Here is a 15,235-nt window from a genome sequence, read left to right as displayed (position 1 = left end):
CATTCTAACCGATGGACTTCAGGAACAACGGACAAAAGGTACTCCGCAGGGAAGTCCTCTAAGCCCATTACTCTCCAACATTGTTTTAGATGAACTGGACCAAGAATTAAGCCGCAGAGGTTTGAATTTTGTCCGCTATGCCGATGATGTACAAATACTTGTAAGCAGTCAGAAGAGTGCCGAAAGAGTACAGGCAAGCGTCATGGAATTTATAGAAAACAAGATGAAACTAAGGGTAAACCGAGAAAAGAGCGGCATAAAACCGTGCTATAAGGTGAACTTCTTAGGACATAGTTTATTGCACGGAGGTAAATTGGGTTTGAGTAAATCAAGTGAACAACGTCTGAAAGACAAACTCAAAACGATAACCCACCGAAAACGAGGTGTCAGTTTTGAGCAGGTCTTGAAAGAACTAACGGTTGTTGCACAAGGATGGTTGCAGTATTTTCACTTGGCACAAATGAAAAGTAAACTCATAGCAATCGAAGGATGGCTACGAAGACGGCTCAAATGTTTTAGATTAAAACAATGTAAGCGGGCCATTGGAGCAGTCAGATTCTTGCAAAAGCTAAAAGTAGCAAAGACTCTGTGTTGAACGAATCCTCCCTACCGGTCGGAAGCCCTCCTGCACCTTTCAGATCGGATGTTGTTTTTGTAAATGTAATAGATTTATTAATTTGTAGCTAAATTTTAAATCTAATATCATGTTTAAAAAAAAGTAAAACCATTGCTGAACGTGCTTTTGAGGAGGTAGCGGGTTTCAGTACACTCCAGAACAGATTGGAGCAAAGCTTTTCCATTAACGGCAAGGCCAAAAGCACCCTGAACAATTACCTCCGATGTCTGGCACATCTTGCCCTGCACTATAAAGAAAGTCCGGAAAAGCTTTCGGTGGAAAACATTCAGTCTTACCTTTATTACTGCCAAAAACTCCACAAAACGCCTTCTGAAAGTTTCTTCAAGCATACCATTTTCGGACTCAGGGCCGCCTACAAAGTAATGGGAATGGAGGCCAAGCGCGTGGCCCTGCCGCAGATCAAGCGCGATTTAAAACTGCCAACGGTCTTGAGCCAGGAGGAAGTGAAGCGTTTTTTAAAAGCACCCAAATACCTCAAGCACCGTTTGATCATTGGAATGCTCTATGGCTGTGGACTTCGCAGCTACGAACTTTGCAACCTCAAATTGGCAGACATCGATTTTGATCGCAGAACGGTCTTTATCCCCAAGAAAAAAGGGAAGATCGACCGCTATGTCCCCTTGAGCAAATATCTGGCCAGAGGGCTAAAAAAGTATATCAGAACGGAAAACCCTCAAGGCTATCTTTTCAACAGTCAGGTCACCAAAGATGGAGTAGCTCGGGGGTTGACCACCAATGGGATCCGATGGGTCATCAAGGAAAACCGCAGCAAAATAGGCAGTTCCAAAAAGATAACCGCCCACACCTTGCGGCACACCTTTGCCACGCATCTGTTGGAATATGGCGTTGACATTGTCAGCCTAAAAGAACTTTTGGGCCATGCGCATATCGAGATGACCCTGACCTATCTGCATGTGGCCAATCTGCCCAGTGGTTCGAAGTTCTCTCCACTGGACAAGCTCTACGACTGATGCGCCCCAAACATACGGTGGCTGATATTTTAGAAATGGAGCAGCTACAGCTCAAAAACTTGAGCCTGACCTCCTGGCATTACCGTGCTTTGCAGGCCATAAGGAGATGCCGAACCAAAGCTATGGGCGGGCATATTGATAAATGCGATTGTTGCCATGCGTTGCACATCAGTTACAATCCCGATAGCTCGGGACAGGAACAGGCATTGCCCAACCTGTCAGGGACACAAACGCGAAGAGTGGATCAGGGCAAGGGAAGGCGAACTCTTGAACGTTCCCTATTTTCATGTGGTGTTTACCCTTCCAAGCGAGTTTAACAGTTACGCATTGAGCCACGGCAAAATAGTGTACGGCAGTCTGTTCAGGGCTGCTTGGCAGACCTTACAGCAGTTTGGTGACAATCCCAAGCACCTTGGTGGGAGAATGGGCATGATTGCGGTGCTGCATACCTGGGGCCAGAACATGAGTTTGCACCCGCACTTGCACTGCATCGTTCCGGGAGGTGGTCTGAGCAGATCGGGGCAATGGAAAAAAGCAAAGAACAACGGCAACTACCTGTTCAACGTAAAATCCATGAGCCAAGTGTTCAGGGCAAAATATATCGCAGAGCTCAGAAAAAGTGGATTAAAAATCCCTCAAAAAATTTACAATCAAGTGTTCGGTAAAAAATGGGTGGTCTTTGCCAATCAACCTTTTAGAAGCCCAAAATATGTAATTGAATACTTGGGCAGATATACCCACAAAATAGCCATTGGCAACCATCGGATTACGGATATTGATCGTAAAAACAAGAGTGTGAGCTTTACCGCCAAAGATTACCGTCGTGCAGGCAAGAAAATCAATTTAACGGTATCTAGCGCGGAATTTATCAGGCGCTTTGCCCTGCATATTCTACCCAAAGGATTTACCCGAATACGGCATTATGGTATTTTGAGCAGCAGTTGGAAAAAAGAGAAGTTGCCAAAACTACAAACCGAATTGGCTACGGTAAAGAGGGAACCTCTAAAAACAAAAGAACCGCTTTTGCACCGCCGATGCCCTGTCTGTAAAAAAGGGAGACTGCATACTATTTTGTTGTTCAATGATCGTGGGCCTCCCGAGAATTGGCAAGTTTTACTGAAAGATAGAAAATTGAATAGAAGTAATTAAAAATTATCTGCACATGCGGACTGGCCCTGCTATGCATTAACTTTAAAATTGAACGATAAAAACCAGGGATCGTAAATTGAAACCACTAAAAACCCACGGAGAATGTCAGAAAATAATTGAACTCCATGCATTCTGACCACATCAATCACTGAGCAACCTCCAACTATCCTTCCCTCAACTCAACGTTTTACCCATAGACGGCAAATCAACCGGATTCGTCAACACAAAATTCAGCTCTGGCCTATCGGCGAGCCGAATTCTTAGTTATTGGCGACTGGCATTAAGCGGAAAAGGGTGGTGGCGATTGTCAAACAGCCCAGCTTCAAATATAGGAATGAATAATAACTGGTTTGTAGAACAAGGCTTTTACAGCCTCACATCCAATTATCAGAAGTTATTTTGTAACCCACTTTAAGGAAACCGCCGTACACGTAAGTACATACGGTGGTGTGAGAGGACGACAAAGTCAAGGTTTAAACTTAACTTTGTCTCCTACTTTAATTTTTTGGGTTTCGAAATTAATCCACTTCGAAAGTTATTTTTAAGTTGACTCTAAACTCAGTTACTTCGTTATTTTTAACGATGGCACTTTGCTCTTTTACATAAACAGATTTAATGTTTTTAACGGTTTTGGAAGCATGTTTTACTGCTTTTTTGGTAGCGTCTTCCCAGCTATCATTTGAATTTGATAAGATCTCTACAACTTTTAATACTGCCATTTTCTTTGATTTTTTTAATTAATAATTTACTATATCCTTAAAGATAAGCATTATAAATTAAAATTAACCATTTATGGCTTCTACAGTCAAGGCCTTGTCTTTTAGCATCTCCTTAAGCATTGTTTCAATACCATTCTTTAAAGTATAGGTAGATGATGGACATCCACTACAAGCACCCTGTAAAATTACTTTCACTGTTTTCGTGTCAGGGTCATACGATTGAAATTCGATATTTCCCCCGTCACTAGCGACAGCAGGCTTAACATACTCTTCAAGTATGATGATGATTTCCTTAGAAATATCATCATAGTTCTCAAATGAGGCAGTGGCCTCTTCTTCCGTCTGTCTCATTGCTTTTGGAGCATTGGCAGATACAATCTCCTTTCCGCTTTCAATATAGTGCGTCAAGAAATCTCTTAATTCTGTGGTAATCTCATTCCAGTCTGCAACATCGTGCTTGGTGATGGAGATAAAATTCTCATCAAAAAACACACTTTTCACATATGGCAAATGGAATAGTTCAGTGGCTAAAGGAGAATGTTTAGCATCTTCAATAGACACAAATTCGTAGGTTGTAGGAACCAATTTTTTGTTCACTACAAATTTCATTGCCGTAGGGTTTGGAGTGCTTTCAGCATAAACGGTTACCGGTACGTGTTTTGGAGAAGTGGACTCAGTGACAACCTGCTTCCCATTATTGATATAATTTGCTATTTGTTCAGCAACTTCCTCTTGTACATCTTCCCAGTCTACAATATCAAAACGCTCTAAGGCAACAAAATTTCCTGAGATATAAACTTTTTTAATAAAGGGCAGGTAAAATAATTCCTGAGCCAGCGGCGAGGACTTTGCTTCGTCAATAGTGTTGAATTCAAAGCTTTCGTGATTGGTTAAAAACTTATCAGCTTCAAACTTCAGTATGGTAGGGTTACTTGTTTTTTGTATTGAAATTGTGGTCGTTTCCATAGGTTCATTTCTTTATGCAAAAATAAGAAAACTAAAGGGTAAAAGAGACCTTTTTTGAATATGGATATATTGTCTGCCAATTTGCAGATAATTATAATTCTCCTTCCGGTGATCTGTTTAATGGAGATATCTTAATTAATAGGCCAGAGACTTGCTAATCTTATGTTTTTTAGATGAATCCTGCTCAAATGGATGTTCTTTTCAATGTTGTGGTGATAAGGTAACATATTTTAAAATTTGACTCTTGTGCGAGACAGATTTTTTTAAATACTGAAACATTATTGTCCGATAAAGAATTAAGATCGCTGCGCTTATAGTCCCGATGGCTATCGGGAAAAGAACAAAGATTTAAGTATAACTAACTGATAAACAGTGGTTTTTCTAAATTGAATTTGCCCAATCACTCTAAGTGAAATTGGTTTCAAAAATAAGGTGTCATTTTTAAGTTCTCGAACCAGATCATGCTTTAAGGGGTTTGCAAACTTTTTACCTGTTTTACTGGACACTGATGATACTGAAGTAAAAAATATCGGTGTAATGAATATTTTTCGGACGAATGACCAATTAAGCGCAAAAATTTATATATTTGACTGTTGTAGAATTAGCGTAAGAGAATCTATAACACACACCTAAAATGGGATTATAACTTTAGCGGTAATGCCCTTGAAAAGTTGGGATGAACCCATTTACAGTGAGAATATAAAAAACATATGATGTTTAAAAAGTTTTGGTTATTGGTAGTGGTAGTAGTTCTAGGGCAGTTTAGTAAAGCCCAAGAAGGATTGCCCATATATTCTGATTATTTAACCGATAACTATTATCTGATTCACCCTTCTATGGCGGGTGTTGCCAATTGTGCCAAAGTCAGGCTTACAGCACGTAAGCAATGGTTTGGTCAGGACGATGCGCCTGCGTTACAAACCATGAGTATCAACAGTAGGATAGGAGAAACCCAATCAGCCATTGGTGCTATTGTATACAATGATAAAAATGGGTATCATTCTCAAACAGGGGCTTACTTTACCTATGCACACCACTTGCTTTTTTCCCGTAATGAGATTGATCTCAATATGCTTTCCTTTGGATTGAGCGCCGGAGCCATTCAATACAAGTTGGACGAATCAACGTTTTTGAGCGAAGGTTTTGACCCTATAATTTCTGGAGTAGAACAAAGTGCGACCAATTTTAATATCGACTTTGGATTCTCATATCATTTTATAGATTTTTATGCGCATGCTACGGTTAAAAATATCCTGAACAATGATGGCATCAACGTTAATGCCAATGGCATTTTTAAGTTCGACAATTTAAGGACTCTTTTGTTTAGCGCTGGGAATGTGTTCAATAAATTGGGCAGCGATTGGAGTTATGAGCCGTCCATCATGTTTTTGTATAGAGATGGTACTAAGGAAGCCTCAATAGATGTTAATGGTAAAGTTTATAAAGACGTGGAATTTGGCAAACTATGGGGCGGGATGTCTTACCGACGAAGCTTGGATGGTGCCGAATTTACAGATGGTACTGGCGTCAGCAGTCAAAAATTACAATACATCACTCCGTTTATTGGAGTGGATTATAAAAACTTTGTGTTTGCTTACACCTATTCCTATCAGGCCAATTCCGTAGTGTTCAATAATGGTGGCTTTCACCAATTGACCTTGGGTTACAACTTTAACTGTCGCAAGAGAAAGTATGAGTGTGCATGTCCTGCAATTAACTAGTACATAGTTTTGTTCAGCGTAAATCTGTGAAATCTGTGAAATTTGCGGGATAATTTTTCCAGACGCTTATTTTTGTTTCCCGCTGATTAGGGAGATGTTCGCTGATTTTTTACTCGTATAGCAAAAGCCATATACATAGCTGTTTTTAAGATGATTTTAATGCTATAACAATCCCGAATATAATACCAACACTATGCCAATCATAAAACAAATAAACGGAAAACACCCGCAAATAGCAGCCGACTGCTATATTGCTGAAAATGCTACAATTGTTGGTGAAGTATGTATAGGAGAACAGTGCAGTGTGTGGTTCAATGCCGTCATAAGAGGGGATGTGCATTATATAAAAATTGGGAATAAGGTGAACATTCAGGATGGGGCGGTCATACACGCCACCTATCAAAAGTCGCCCACCACCATTGGAAACAATGTGTCTATTGGTCATAATGCCATTGTGCATGGCTGCACCATTCACGACAATGTGTTAATTGGGATGGGAAGCATTGTGATGGACGATTGTATTGTAGAAAGCAATAGCATCATCGCTGCAGGTGCCGTAGTCACTAAAAACACCAGAATCGAATCCGGTAGTATTTATGCCGGTGTGCCCGCTAAAAAAGTAAAGGATATTAGCCAAGAACTCATTTCAGGTGAAATCCATAGAATTGCTGAAAACTATGTGACCTATTCGAGCTGGTTTAAACAAGAGTAAAGCGCAAAGACGGCACCGTGGCAAGAGAAAAGAGCCTAAATTAACTTTAAGCAGAGCTTTCTAAAACTTTAAATAGTTGACGTCATACGGAGCATCTAAAATAGCCTTCAGAATAGCAACAGTTCCGTTTGTGTAAAATTCATTCTTAACAGTTGAAGTTTGTTCATTTAAGAGCTGATTTTGTACTAATACAGCCTTGGTCTGTCGGGCGACCGCTTGTCCCGAATCGATAATTTTAACGTGTTCTGGCAGTATTTCTAACAATAAGGGCATCAAATATGGATAATGTGTACAGCCTAAAACCAAATAATCAATATTAGCCTCTAGCATGGGCTTGAGGTAGATTTGCAGCAGACTTTTCATGTCTTCACTTAAGGTCCTGCCTTCTTCAATGAGCGAAACAATCCCATTACCTACCTGCTCTATGACTTTAATATTTTCACTATATAAGTCTACACTTTTATGGAACAGTTCACTGCTTAGAGTGCCCTTGGTGGCCAAGATGCCAATGGCCTTGGTTTGAGTGCTCAGCGCCGCAGGTTTTATGGCTGGTTCAATCCCAACAAATGGAATGTCAAATAAGTCTCGTAGCTCTTTAATGGCGTTGGTGGTGGCCGTGTTACAGGCCACTACAATGAGCTTGCAATCTTTTGATATTAAAAGTTTGGTGTTTTTAATGCTCAAGGCAATAATCTCATCTTTAGATTTGTTGCCGTAGGGAGCGTTAAAACTATCGGCAAGGTACAAAGTGTGCTCATGCGGTAATAATGCCTTTATCTCCTTAAAAATGGAGGTGCCGCCAATACCGGAGTCGAAGATGCCAATAGGTTGTGTGCTCATAGTACAAAAATAGAAAAGCCACTTATTAAAAGTGGCTTTTTGTGTTAAATAGTGATGATTTTAAAATGAATTAGAATCCTAATTCCTTTTTAACGTCAGCCATAAGGTCTTTACCGTCAGCTAACAGAACACCTGAGCCTTGAGTTGAATCCAATACATATTGAAACCCTTGAGCTTTAGCTACTTTTTTAATGGCTGCTTCTGCCTTATCAGTAATTGGTTTCAATAAATCAAATTCTTTCTTTTGAAGATCTTGTTGTGCAGTACCTTGGTATTCACGGATACTTTGTTGCATTCCTTGAACTTCTTGAGATCTTTTAGCATTTTCTTCGTCAGTCTTGCTTTCTACCTCTGCTTGGTATTGCTTCATTTTATTTTGAAGCTCAGTAGCCATGGTTTGAATTTCAGTCTCGTATGTTTTTTGCAATTTTTCTAGTTCTGCTTGAGCACTCTTCATTGCTGGCATCGCTTTAATAAGCTCTTGCGTATTAACGTGGGCAATTTTACTTTGAGCATTAGAGAATGTAGTTGCTCCAATAAAAAGTAGTCCTGCAAATAAAATGGTCTTGAAATGTTTCATTTTTAAAATAGTATTACGTGTTATAATTATTAATTGTTTCTAGTTATTGTTTTCTGGAATTGAATCCTTTTGTTTTGATTTAGCTTCGCGTGCTTCTTTGGCTTTTCTGCGATTCTCCAATATTTTTTTTCTGCGTTCGTCAAGCTCCTTTTGTCTGGCTTCACGATCAGCAATGTCTTGTTGTTTTTTTTCTTCAGCGGTTTGTGCTGCTGATTTTTTGATGTTATCTTCAGTGTTTACTGAAGTGCTATCCTGAGGATTATTTTTGTTTTCTCTTTCAGCTTTTGCCTTAGCGCGGTCATCCAAAATCTTTTGGCGTCTTGCTTCAACAGCCGACTTTAAAGAGTCTCTAGTTGCCTGCTGGTCTGCCCTGCGTTGCTCAGCTTCAGATAAACGTTCTGATCGTTTATCTTCCAAAGCTTTTTCACGCGCTTCCTGTTGCTCATTATATACAGGAACTACCTCTTCATCTGAAGCAGCCCTTCGTTCAGCCTTGTTAGTGGCTTGCGTGCGATTGGAAGATCTGGTGATGCCTCTTAACACCAATTCACTAATGTCAAAGCGTTCTGCAGAGTATAACATGACCACATCAGCCGATTTGTCAAAAATAAAATCATACGCTCTACTGCTAGCAATCTCTTGTACGGCGGCAAAAATCTGATCTTGTATGGGTTGAATCAATTGTTGTTTTTGAATCATCAAATCGCCATTGGGGCCGAAACGCTTTTGTTGGTAATCTAAAATTTCCTTTTCTTCAAAGCTGATATCTTCAAAGCGTTCTTCATACAACTCCTTGGTCAAAAGTACGCGCTCATTATTGAGTTGCGATTTCTTTTGATCCAACTCCGCCAACCGTTGTTCTACATCAGATTTCCATTGGAGAACTTTAGTGTCTAACTGTGCGGTAGCGTCCTGATATTCTGGAACATTTTGCAAAATATATTCTGTGTCAATATACCCTATTCTAACACCTCTTTGTGCATAAGAAGAAAAGCTTAAAAGACTTATGACTGCCAATAAAAAAAGAACTTGATGTTTCATCTGGATAAAATTTATCATTTACGAGTCACGCTATAAATTCTAAAAAGGACAGATTTACTTGACGATTCTGCCTGATCAGCGTTTTATTTTTCAAATTAACGAAATATATTCTAAAAAATTTTAACACTCGTATTAAATCGTCATAATGTATCCTTAGAAAATATCGTGCCAAACTTAAAACTGCTGCCCGATAATAAAGTGGGTTTCCCAACCATTTTTGGTGTTCAGACCCGGTAAAGGATCAAAACCATGACCAAAGTCAATTCCTAATAATCCAAATGCAGGCATAAAGATTCGTAACCCTATACCAGCTGAACGTTTGAGGTTAAACGGATTGTAATCTCTGAAATTGTCAAATGAATTACCTCCTTCCATAAACCCAAGTGCAAAGATTTTTGCTTGGGCACCTAATGAAATTGGATAACGTAATTCTAATGAAAATTTATTGTAAATAGTCCCTCCATCTTGTGAAGAAAGTGATTGGTTAGGATACCCTCTCATTGCGATTGATTCTCTTCCATCTAAAGAATAGTTTCCTAATCCATCACCCCCAACAAAGAAACGTTCAAAAGGAATGACCCCTCTGTCATTGTTATAGGCCCCAAGGAAACCGAGTTCCATACTCGATTTGATAATCAATTTATTGGCGATCACGTTGGTGTACCAGTCTCCTTTAAACTTAACCTTATAAAATTCCAACCATTTGTAACGCTCTTGGTCAATTTCTCCCATACGTGTCTTATCATCCGTATCAAATGGGTTTAAAAGTGCTCTTTCGTCTTTTAATGCAGTATAATCTACACTATTTAAAAGAGAATACGGAAGCGACAATTTGGCGGTAATACCAAAACTAGAACCCCCCGTTGGGTAAATAGGATCTGTGTGCGTGTTATTTCTGCTCAAGCCTATGGTATAAGATAAGTTGTTAGAATATCCATTTCCAAAGGTAAAGAGACCTGTGTTATAATTTTTTAAATCGTAGTGCTGAAAACTCACTGCCTGAGACAAGGTAAAGTAATCATCAGGAGAGGTTAAACGCTTGGCAAGACCCACAGTAATACCTGTTATGTTGAAACGCTTACTTTTATCAGCATCTCTCTTCACAGGATCGTATAGAAACTGTTTGGTATGGGATAATGACGTTGAGAATTGGATTGGACGTTCGCCACCTAACCATGGTTCTGTAAAAGAGAAACTGTAGGTCTGATAAAAACGACTGGCCTGTAAACGCAACGCTAAACTTTGTCCATCACCGGTAGGAACAGGTTTGTAAGCTTCTTTCTTGAAGATATCTTTAATGGCAAAGTTGTTGAAAGATAGTCCTAGTGTACCAATAAAGCCACCACCGCCGTAACCACCTTGCAATTCAATTTGGCTGGAGCCTTTTTCAACTACAGCATATTCCATATCCAAAGTACCTTCATTAGGATTGGCGTTCTTAAAATTAGGACTTAATTGTTGTGCATCAAAGAAACCTAACTGCCCTAGCTCTCTAACAGTTCTGACCACGGCGGTCTTGCTATAAAGCTGTCCTGGCCGTGTTCTTAATTCTCTATAAATAACCCGGTCATTGGTTTTATCATTTCCAACTACAGTAACATTATTAAAATAGGCTGGTTTGCCTTCAGAAATACGGATTTCCATATCTATAACGTTGCCATCTGCACTTACTTCTACGGGGTTGATGGTTGAGAATAGGTAGCCTCTATCTTGATATAAATTTGTGATGTCCAACGCGTCAGGTCTTGAGTTGTCAGCAATTCGCTTTTTAAGTTCAACGCCATTATACGTGTCGCCTTCTCTGAGTCCTAACAGGGAATTCAGTTGTTGATCAGTAAAGATGGTGTTTCCAACAAAAGCAATTTTTCCAAAAGTGTACTTTTCGCCCTCTTCAATATTAACGTGGATGGATAAGGTGCCGTCTTCATTATTAAATATAGAATCAGAGGTTACACGCGCATCTCTATAGCCATTTTCTTTATAGGTATCAATAACACTTACTAAATCTTCCTTGTAGCTGTCTTTAACGTATTTTGATCGTTTTAAAAAGCGTAAGAGGTTTTTTTCTTTGGTATTCTTCATGGCTTTTCTTAGCCTTTTATCGCTGAGTTTTTCATTGCCAATAAAGTCTATCTCCTTAATTTTTACTTTATCATTTTTATCAATATTAACCACCATGTTGACTCTCGTTTTTTCTATAGAATCAATTACGGGTGTCGTAGTAACGGTAACCTTGGTATTGTAATACCCTTCTTTCCGGTATTTATTGGTGAGGTAGTTTTTTGTAGTGGTAATCAAGTTCTCAGTGACTTTTGCGCCTTTGGTCAGCTTATTGTCTTTTATGAGCGCTTCTTTTTTTCCTTTTTTAACCCCGTTAATGACAACGGTGTTAAGTTCAGGTAAATCTTGCAGGCTGATCTCTAAATAGGCCTGATCATCTATGGTTTTGGTAAGATAGATGTCAATATTGCTAAACAGATTGGAGCCCCATAATTTTTTCAGGGCTTCACTGATGCGTTCTCCTGGAATGGCAATCACTTCTCCTTTTCTTAAACCCGAATAGGTGACAATTGTAGCTTCGCTAAAGCTTGTATCGCCAGTAACGACAATTTCTGCGATTGTATATTTTTCACCTGAATTGAATGGATTTTCTTGCGCTGTAGCAGCCACTGAAAATAAAAGAAAAAAGGCACTAAAAAGGGTATTAAATATTGTTTTCAAAAGCGTGTTGTTAGCTAAGTTGTTCACTTGTTTTTCCAAATCGTCGTTCTCTATTTTGATAGTCTATCAAGGCGGTGTATAAGTCATGCTTTTTAAAATCGGGCCACAAAATATTGGTGAAATATAATTCGGCATAGGCAATTTGCCACAACAAGAAATTACTGATACGTTGTTCTCCGCTGGTCCTGATTAGCAAGTCTACATCTGGCAAATTTTGCGTGTAAAGATGCTTATTAATAATGGATTCGTCAATAGAATCGCTGGAAATTATATTATTTTTAACTTTATTGGATATTTTTTTAACCATGCTTATAAGTTCTTCACGTGAGCCATAACTGAGCGCTAGGGTCAAAACCATTCTACTGTTGTTTTGTGTTTTTTCAATAACTTCCTGAAGCTCTTGTTTTGCTTTCTTTGGCAAATCGTCTAAACAACCTATGGCGTTGAGCTTGATGTCATTATCCTGAAGGGTCTTGATTTCTTTCTTCAGAGATTTGACAAGAAGTTTCATCAAGGTCTGAACTTCAATCTTCGGGCGGTTCCAGTTTTCAGTAGAAAATGCATAAAGGGTCAGGTGTTTAATGCCTATTTCGGCACTGGCTTCAACAACTTCTCTCACTGATTTAGTACCGTTTTCATGACCAATAACTCTGAGAAGACCTTGCTGCTTTGCCCAACGGCCGTTGCCGTCCATGATAATGGCTATATGATTAGGGAGTCGGTCGGTATGTATTTGTGCTTTTAGATCCACTTAATTAAAACAATAACAGGGTTTGTTTCCAAAGGTGTAAGTTAAGGTAATCCCTGAAAACACATACCAATCATTGCTATTTATATTTCCAAATTGGTGCTGATTTTTTCTAGTTGGGTTATCTGGGCTACTGCCGTCAATTTCATCTGAGAAAGTGTATCTCACTCCTATTTCAGCACCTATAATGAGTCCCTCAAGTGATGTTGTCTTAACACCTAGCACCATGGGGATGCCATAAGCCCAGCTATAGGTGTTTTCATAAATGGGACGTATAGGGGCTCCTGGGGGAGGGGAGGTCTTGGTGGTGTTGAAATAATAATTCTTATGTCGTGCGGTGGAAATTCCAGTATATAAATATGGGGTAATTTGGTGGTAAGGACTGTTGAGGTCAAAATCCCAAAATGTAAATTCCATACCGGCAGAAAGCTCCATAATTGTATTGCTAATCTCATAGTTTCGCTTTACACGTCTTGGATCGTCGGAGTTCTTGTCCCGAGCTTCTAAATTTGTAAACAACACAGATGCACGAAAGGAGTGGCGCGTACTCCTATTCCATTTTACTAGGAGTCCAGCCGCTGGTCGTACCGGTGCAATATATTTAGTACTACCAACATCGCCAATAAAGTTACTGTTGCCTAGAAAAAAACCAACTTCGTATATTTGAGCTCGGACGTTTGGGACGAAACAAACACTAAATAAGAATAAAATGATATACCTCATAAATTTTAAAAGTTTGCAAATATAATAAATAAGATTAGCCTATAACAATTTGAATCAAATAGTATTACAGGTAAACAGTATTTGCAAGGTTTTATTGTCTAATTACGTTTATCTTCTCCCCACAATAATTTTTTTCGTAAGGTGTCAATAAAGCTTTCACTAGGTAGTTCAATCATCTTAATTTTAAAGGCTGCTTTTTTTATGGTTACAATGGTAGAATTATGCAAGGTAGCAATTCTGGAGTCTAAAGAAATGAGATAAAAGTCTTCACGTCCATCCACCTTTAATTGAATTTCAGTGCCGTCAGGAATTACCAATGGTCTGGCACTCAAATTATGAGGTGCAATAGGGGTGATGACAAAGCTTTTGGCCGCTGGAGAAATTACAGGGCCTCCGCAACTTAGAGAATAGCCCGTGGAGCCGGTAGGTGTGGAAACAATTAAGCCATCTGCCCAATAGGTTGTTAGATATTCACCATCTAAATGGGTGTTTACCGTAATCATTGAAGTGGTGTTCTTCCTGCTCACCGCTATTTCATTAAGCGCAAAATTCAGTTGGGCGAGATCTTTGTTCTTGGGTTCGGTTTCAATACATAGCAGGCTGCGTTCTGAAATTTTATACTCGCCTTTAAAAATACTATCGAGGGCGCTTTCAATTTGATTGTTCTGAATGGTAGCCAAAAACCCTAAACGTCCAGTATTGATGCCAATTATAGGAATAGACCTGTCGCTCACATAAGTAATGGCCCTTAAAATAGTACCATCGCCTCCAATACTTATAAGTAAATCGAAGGAATCATCTAAAGTCTGGAAAGTTTCAAACTGCTTAAAATTAGTCTTAAGGTCTAAATGTTTGTCCATAAGGCGGTAAAATTGACCCTCAATAAAAACGTCTGCTTCCTTATGGGATAAATAATTTAAAAGCACCCCTGCGGATGCTTCATTACCTTTGTAATATTGACTATAGATGGCAATTTTCATAATGCTACATATTAAGGTATTTGTTCAGGTAATCTGAGCGCTCCTTTAAATTCTCAATATAGGTGTCTTCTTCATGACCAGAAATAACATTGTAACTATACCTTCTAAAGGTTTGAATCACATTATTAAGTCCTGAATCTCCAATTTTAAGTGTTACCTGTACCACATCGCCGTCCATTTTAGAAATAAAAGCCCCTAATATTTTAGCGTCATTGGATTCCACAATCTGGCTAATTTCGCTAAACGAATAATCCTGAATTCCTTTTTCAACAATCAACGTGCCACCCGGTTCAGAGAAAAATGGGGTGTCATTGAAGCGGCCAATAATATCATTGAGCTCATAATATCCCAAATAATTATTTTGCTCGTCCAATACCGGCATAATATTACAGGAATGTTGTGCAAAGGTTTCGAGAACATCCAACCAATTGGTGTCTGATCTTACAAAAAAGCCTTCCAATATATGGTTGCAATCTAAAATGGTTTCCTTGCCATCAAAACAATGCACATCAGTCTCAGAAATACAGCCTAAATACACTGAATTGTTTTCTATAGGAATATGGGAATAGGTCAATTCATTAAACATCATTTTAAGGTCGCTTACCTTATCATTTATGTTTAGCGGTTTGATGTCATTGATGATGTATTCTCGTAACGGCATGGTCTTAATTTTGTTCTTGCAAAATAATTAAAAATAACTACAAAAAGCATCATGTACTTTGTATTT

Annotated in this window: 14 protein-coding genes and 1 pseudogene; 5 read left to right on the top strand and 10 right to left on the bottom strand. The window is 39.0% G+C overall.

The window, feature by feature from the left end; all coding sequences use genetic code 11:
- From JEM65_RS06870 to JEM65_RS06860, 3 genes and pseudogenes are all read left to right on the top strand, one after another.
- Positions 1-595 (top strand): reverse transcriptase domain-containing protein (locus JEM65_RS06870; RefSeq protein WP_262895230.1); only part of this gene is annotated, 595 nt, incomplete at its 5' end.
- A 185-nt stretch (positions 596-780) separates the two neighbouring features.
- Positions 781-1,608: a tyrosine-type recombinase/integrase gene (locus tag JEM65_RS06865; RefSeq protein ID WP_233530551.1), complete on the top strand. Its 828-nt coding sequence runs from the start codon at positions 781-783 to the stop codon at positions 1,606-1,608.
- A pseudogene (locus tag JEM65_RS06860) lies at positions 1,608-2,757 on the top strand (IS91 family transposase). Before JEM65_RS06865 ends, JEM65_RS06860 begins: the two are co-directional and overlap by 1 nt.
- Positions 2,758-3,275: 518 nt before the next feature.
- Here the strand turns inward: JEM65_RS06860 and JEM65_RS06855 are convergent.
- Together JEM65_RS06855 and JEM65_RS06850 are read right to left on the bottom strand one after the other, a co-directional pair.
- Positions 3,276-3,476 (bottom strand): dodecin family protein, encoded by a 201-nt coding sequence (locus JEM65_RS06855; RefSeq protein WP_133757239.1) that lies wholly within the window; start codon positions 3,474-3,476, stop codon positions 3,276-3,278.
- Between the two features lie 63 nt (positions 3,477-3,539).
- Positions 3,540-4,442: a NifU family protein gene (locus JEM65_RS06850; RefSeq protein WP_199598198.1), complete on the bottom strand. Its 903-nt coding sequence runs from the start codon at positions 4,440-4,442 to the stop codon at positions 3,540-3,542.
- Positions 4,443-5,152: 710 nt separating this feature from the next.
- Here JEM65_RS06850 and JEM65_RS06845 point away from each other — a divergent pair.
- Both JEM65_RS06845 and JEM65_RS06840 read left to right on the top strand, forming a co-directional pair.
- Entirely contained in the window at positions 5,153-6,163 is a 1,011-nt protein-coding gene (locus JEM65_RS06845; RefSeq protein ID WP_199598197.1) for a PorP/SprF family type IX secretion system membrane protein, read from the top strand.
- 193 nt (positions 6,164-6,356) lie between these two features.
- The gene (locus tag JEM65_RS06840) at positions 6,357-6,875 is read left to right on the top strand and encodes a gamma carbonic anhydrase family protein (protein ID WP_199598196.1); all 519 of its coding nucleotides are present in this window, start codon (positions 6,357-6,359) and stop codon (positions 6,873-6,875) included.
- A gap of 60 nt (positions 6,876-6,935) precedes the next feature.
- Here JEM65_RS06840 and murI read toward each other — a convergent pair whose 3' ends face one another.
- From murI to JEM65_RS06800, 8 genes are all read right to left on the bottom strand, one after another.
- The gene (murI, locus tag JEM65_RS06835) at positions 6,936-7,715 is read right to left on the bottom strand and encodes a glutamate racemase (RefSeq protein WP_199598195.1); all 780 of its coding nucleotides are present in this window, start codon (positions 7,713-7,715) and stop codon (positions 6,936-6,938) included.
- 70 nt (positions 7,716-7,785) lie between these two features.
- A complete protein-coding gene (locus JEM65_RS06830; RefSeq protein ID WP_199598194.1) occupies positions 7,786-8,295 on the bottom strand; it encodes an OmpH family outer membrane protein in 510 nt (169 codons plus the stop codon).
- Positions 8,296-8,334: 39 nt separating this feature from the next.
- Complete coding sequence (locus tag JEM65_RS06825) at positions 8,335-9,336, bottom strand: OmpH family outer membrane protein (RefSeq protein ID WP_199598193.1); 1,002 nt, start codon at positions 9,334-9,336, stop codon at positions 8,335-8,337.
- A gap of 174 nt (positions 9,337-9,510) precedes the next feature.
- Positions 9,511-12,057 carry a POTRA domain-containing protein gene (locus tag JEM65_RS06820; protein ID WP_233530550.1) on the bottom strand — a complete coding sequence of 849 codons (2,547 nt, stop codon included), beginning with the start codon at positions 12,055-12,057 and terminating at the stop codon, positions 9,511-9,513.
- 10 nt (positions 12,058-12,067) lie between these two features.
- Positions 12,068-12,751: an isoprenyl transferase gene (locus JEM65_RS06815; protein ID WP_233530554.1), complete on the bottom strand. Its 684-nt coding sequence runs from the start codon at positions 12,749-12,751 to the stop codon at positions 12,068-12,070.
- A gap of 57 nt (positions 12,752-12,808) precedes the next feature.
- Positions 12,809-13,528, bottom strand: a complete 720-nt coding sequence (locus tag JEM65_RS06810) for a DUF6089 family protein (protein WP_199598190.1) — start codon at positions 13,526-13,528, stop codon at positions 12,809-12,811.
- A gap of 98 nt (positions 13,529-13,626) precedes the next feature.
- The gene (locus JEM65_RS06805; protein WP_199598189.1) at positions 13,627-14,508 is read right to left on the bottom strand and encodes an NAD kinase; all 882 of its coding nucleotides are present in this window, start codon (positions 14,506-14,508) and stop codon (positions 13,627-13,629) included.
- 4 nt (positions 14,509-14,512) lie between these two features.
- On the bottom strand, positions 14,513-15,169 hold the full coding sequence (locus JEM65_RS06800; RefSeq protein ID WP_199598188.1) for a CBS domain-containing protein: 657 nt from the start codon (positions 15,167-15,169) through the stop codon (positions 14,513-14,515).
- Between the last annotated feature and the right edge of the window lie 66 nt (positions 15,170-15,235).

This window comes from Gelidibacter salicanalis, assembly GCF_016469035.1.
GTDB lineage: Bacteria > Bacteroidota > Bacteroidia > Flavobacteriales > Flavobacteriaceae > Gelidibacter > Gelidibacter salicanalis_A.
This window is presented reverse-complemented; position numbering and strand designations above follow the sequence as displayed.

What these genes read in the sequence shown, in the direction of transcription:
- JEM65_RS06855 (WP_133757239.1), bottom strand. Translation starts at nt 3,476, where the DNA reads ATGGCAGTATTAAAAGTTGTAGAGATCTTATCAAATTCAAATGATAGC.
- JEM65_RS06850 (WP_199598198.1), bottom strand. Translation starts at nt 4,442, where the DNA reads ATGGAAACGACCACAATTTCAATACAAAAAACAAGTAACCCTACCATA.
- JEM65_RS06845 (WP_199598197.1), top strand. Translation starts at nt 5,153, where the DNA reads ATGATGTTTAAAAAGTTTTGGTTATTGGTAGTGGTAGTAGTTCTAGGG.
- JEM65_RS06840 (WP_199598196.1), top strand. Translation starts at nt 6,357, where the DNA reads ATGCCAATCATAAAACAAATAAACGGAAAACACCCGCAAATAGCAGCC.
- murI (WP_199598195.1), bottom strand. Translation starts at nt 7,715, where the DNA reads ATGAGCACACAACCTATTGGCATCTTCGACTCCGGTATTGGCGGCACC.
- JEM65_RS06830 (WP_199598194.1), bottom strand. Translation starts at nt 8,295, where the DNA reads ATGAAACATTTCAAGACCATTTTATTTGCAGGACTACTTTTTATTGGA.
- JEM65_RS06825 (WP_199598193.1), bottom strand. Translation starts at nt 9,336, where the DNA reads ATGAAACATCAAGTTCTTTTTTTATTGGCAGTCATAAGTCTTTTAAGC.
- JEM65_RS06815 (WP_233530554.1), bottom strand. Translation starts at nt 12,751, where the DNA reads ATGGACGGCAACGGCCGTTGGGCAAAGCAGCAAGGTCTTCTCAGAGTT.
- JEM65_RS06810 (WP_199598190.1), bottom strand. Translation starts at nt 13,528, where the DNA reads ATGAGGTATATCATTTTATTCTTATTTAGTGTTTGTTTCGTCCCAAAC.
- JEM65_RS06805 (WP_199598189.1), bottom strand. Translation starts at nt 14,508, where the DNA reads ATGAAAATTGCCATCTATAGTCAATATTACAAAGGTAATGAAGCATCC.
- JEM65_RS06800 (WP_199598188.1), bottom strand. Translation starts at nt 15,169, where the DNA reads ATGCCGTTACGAGAATACATCATCAATGACATCAAACCGCTAAACATA.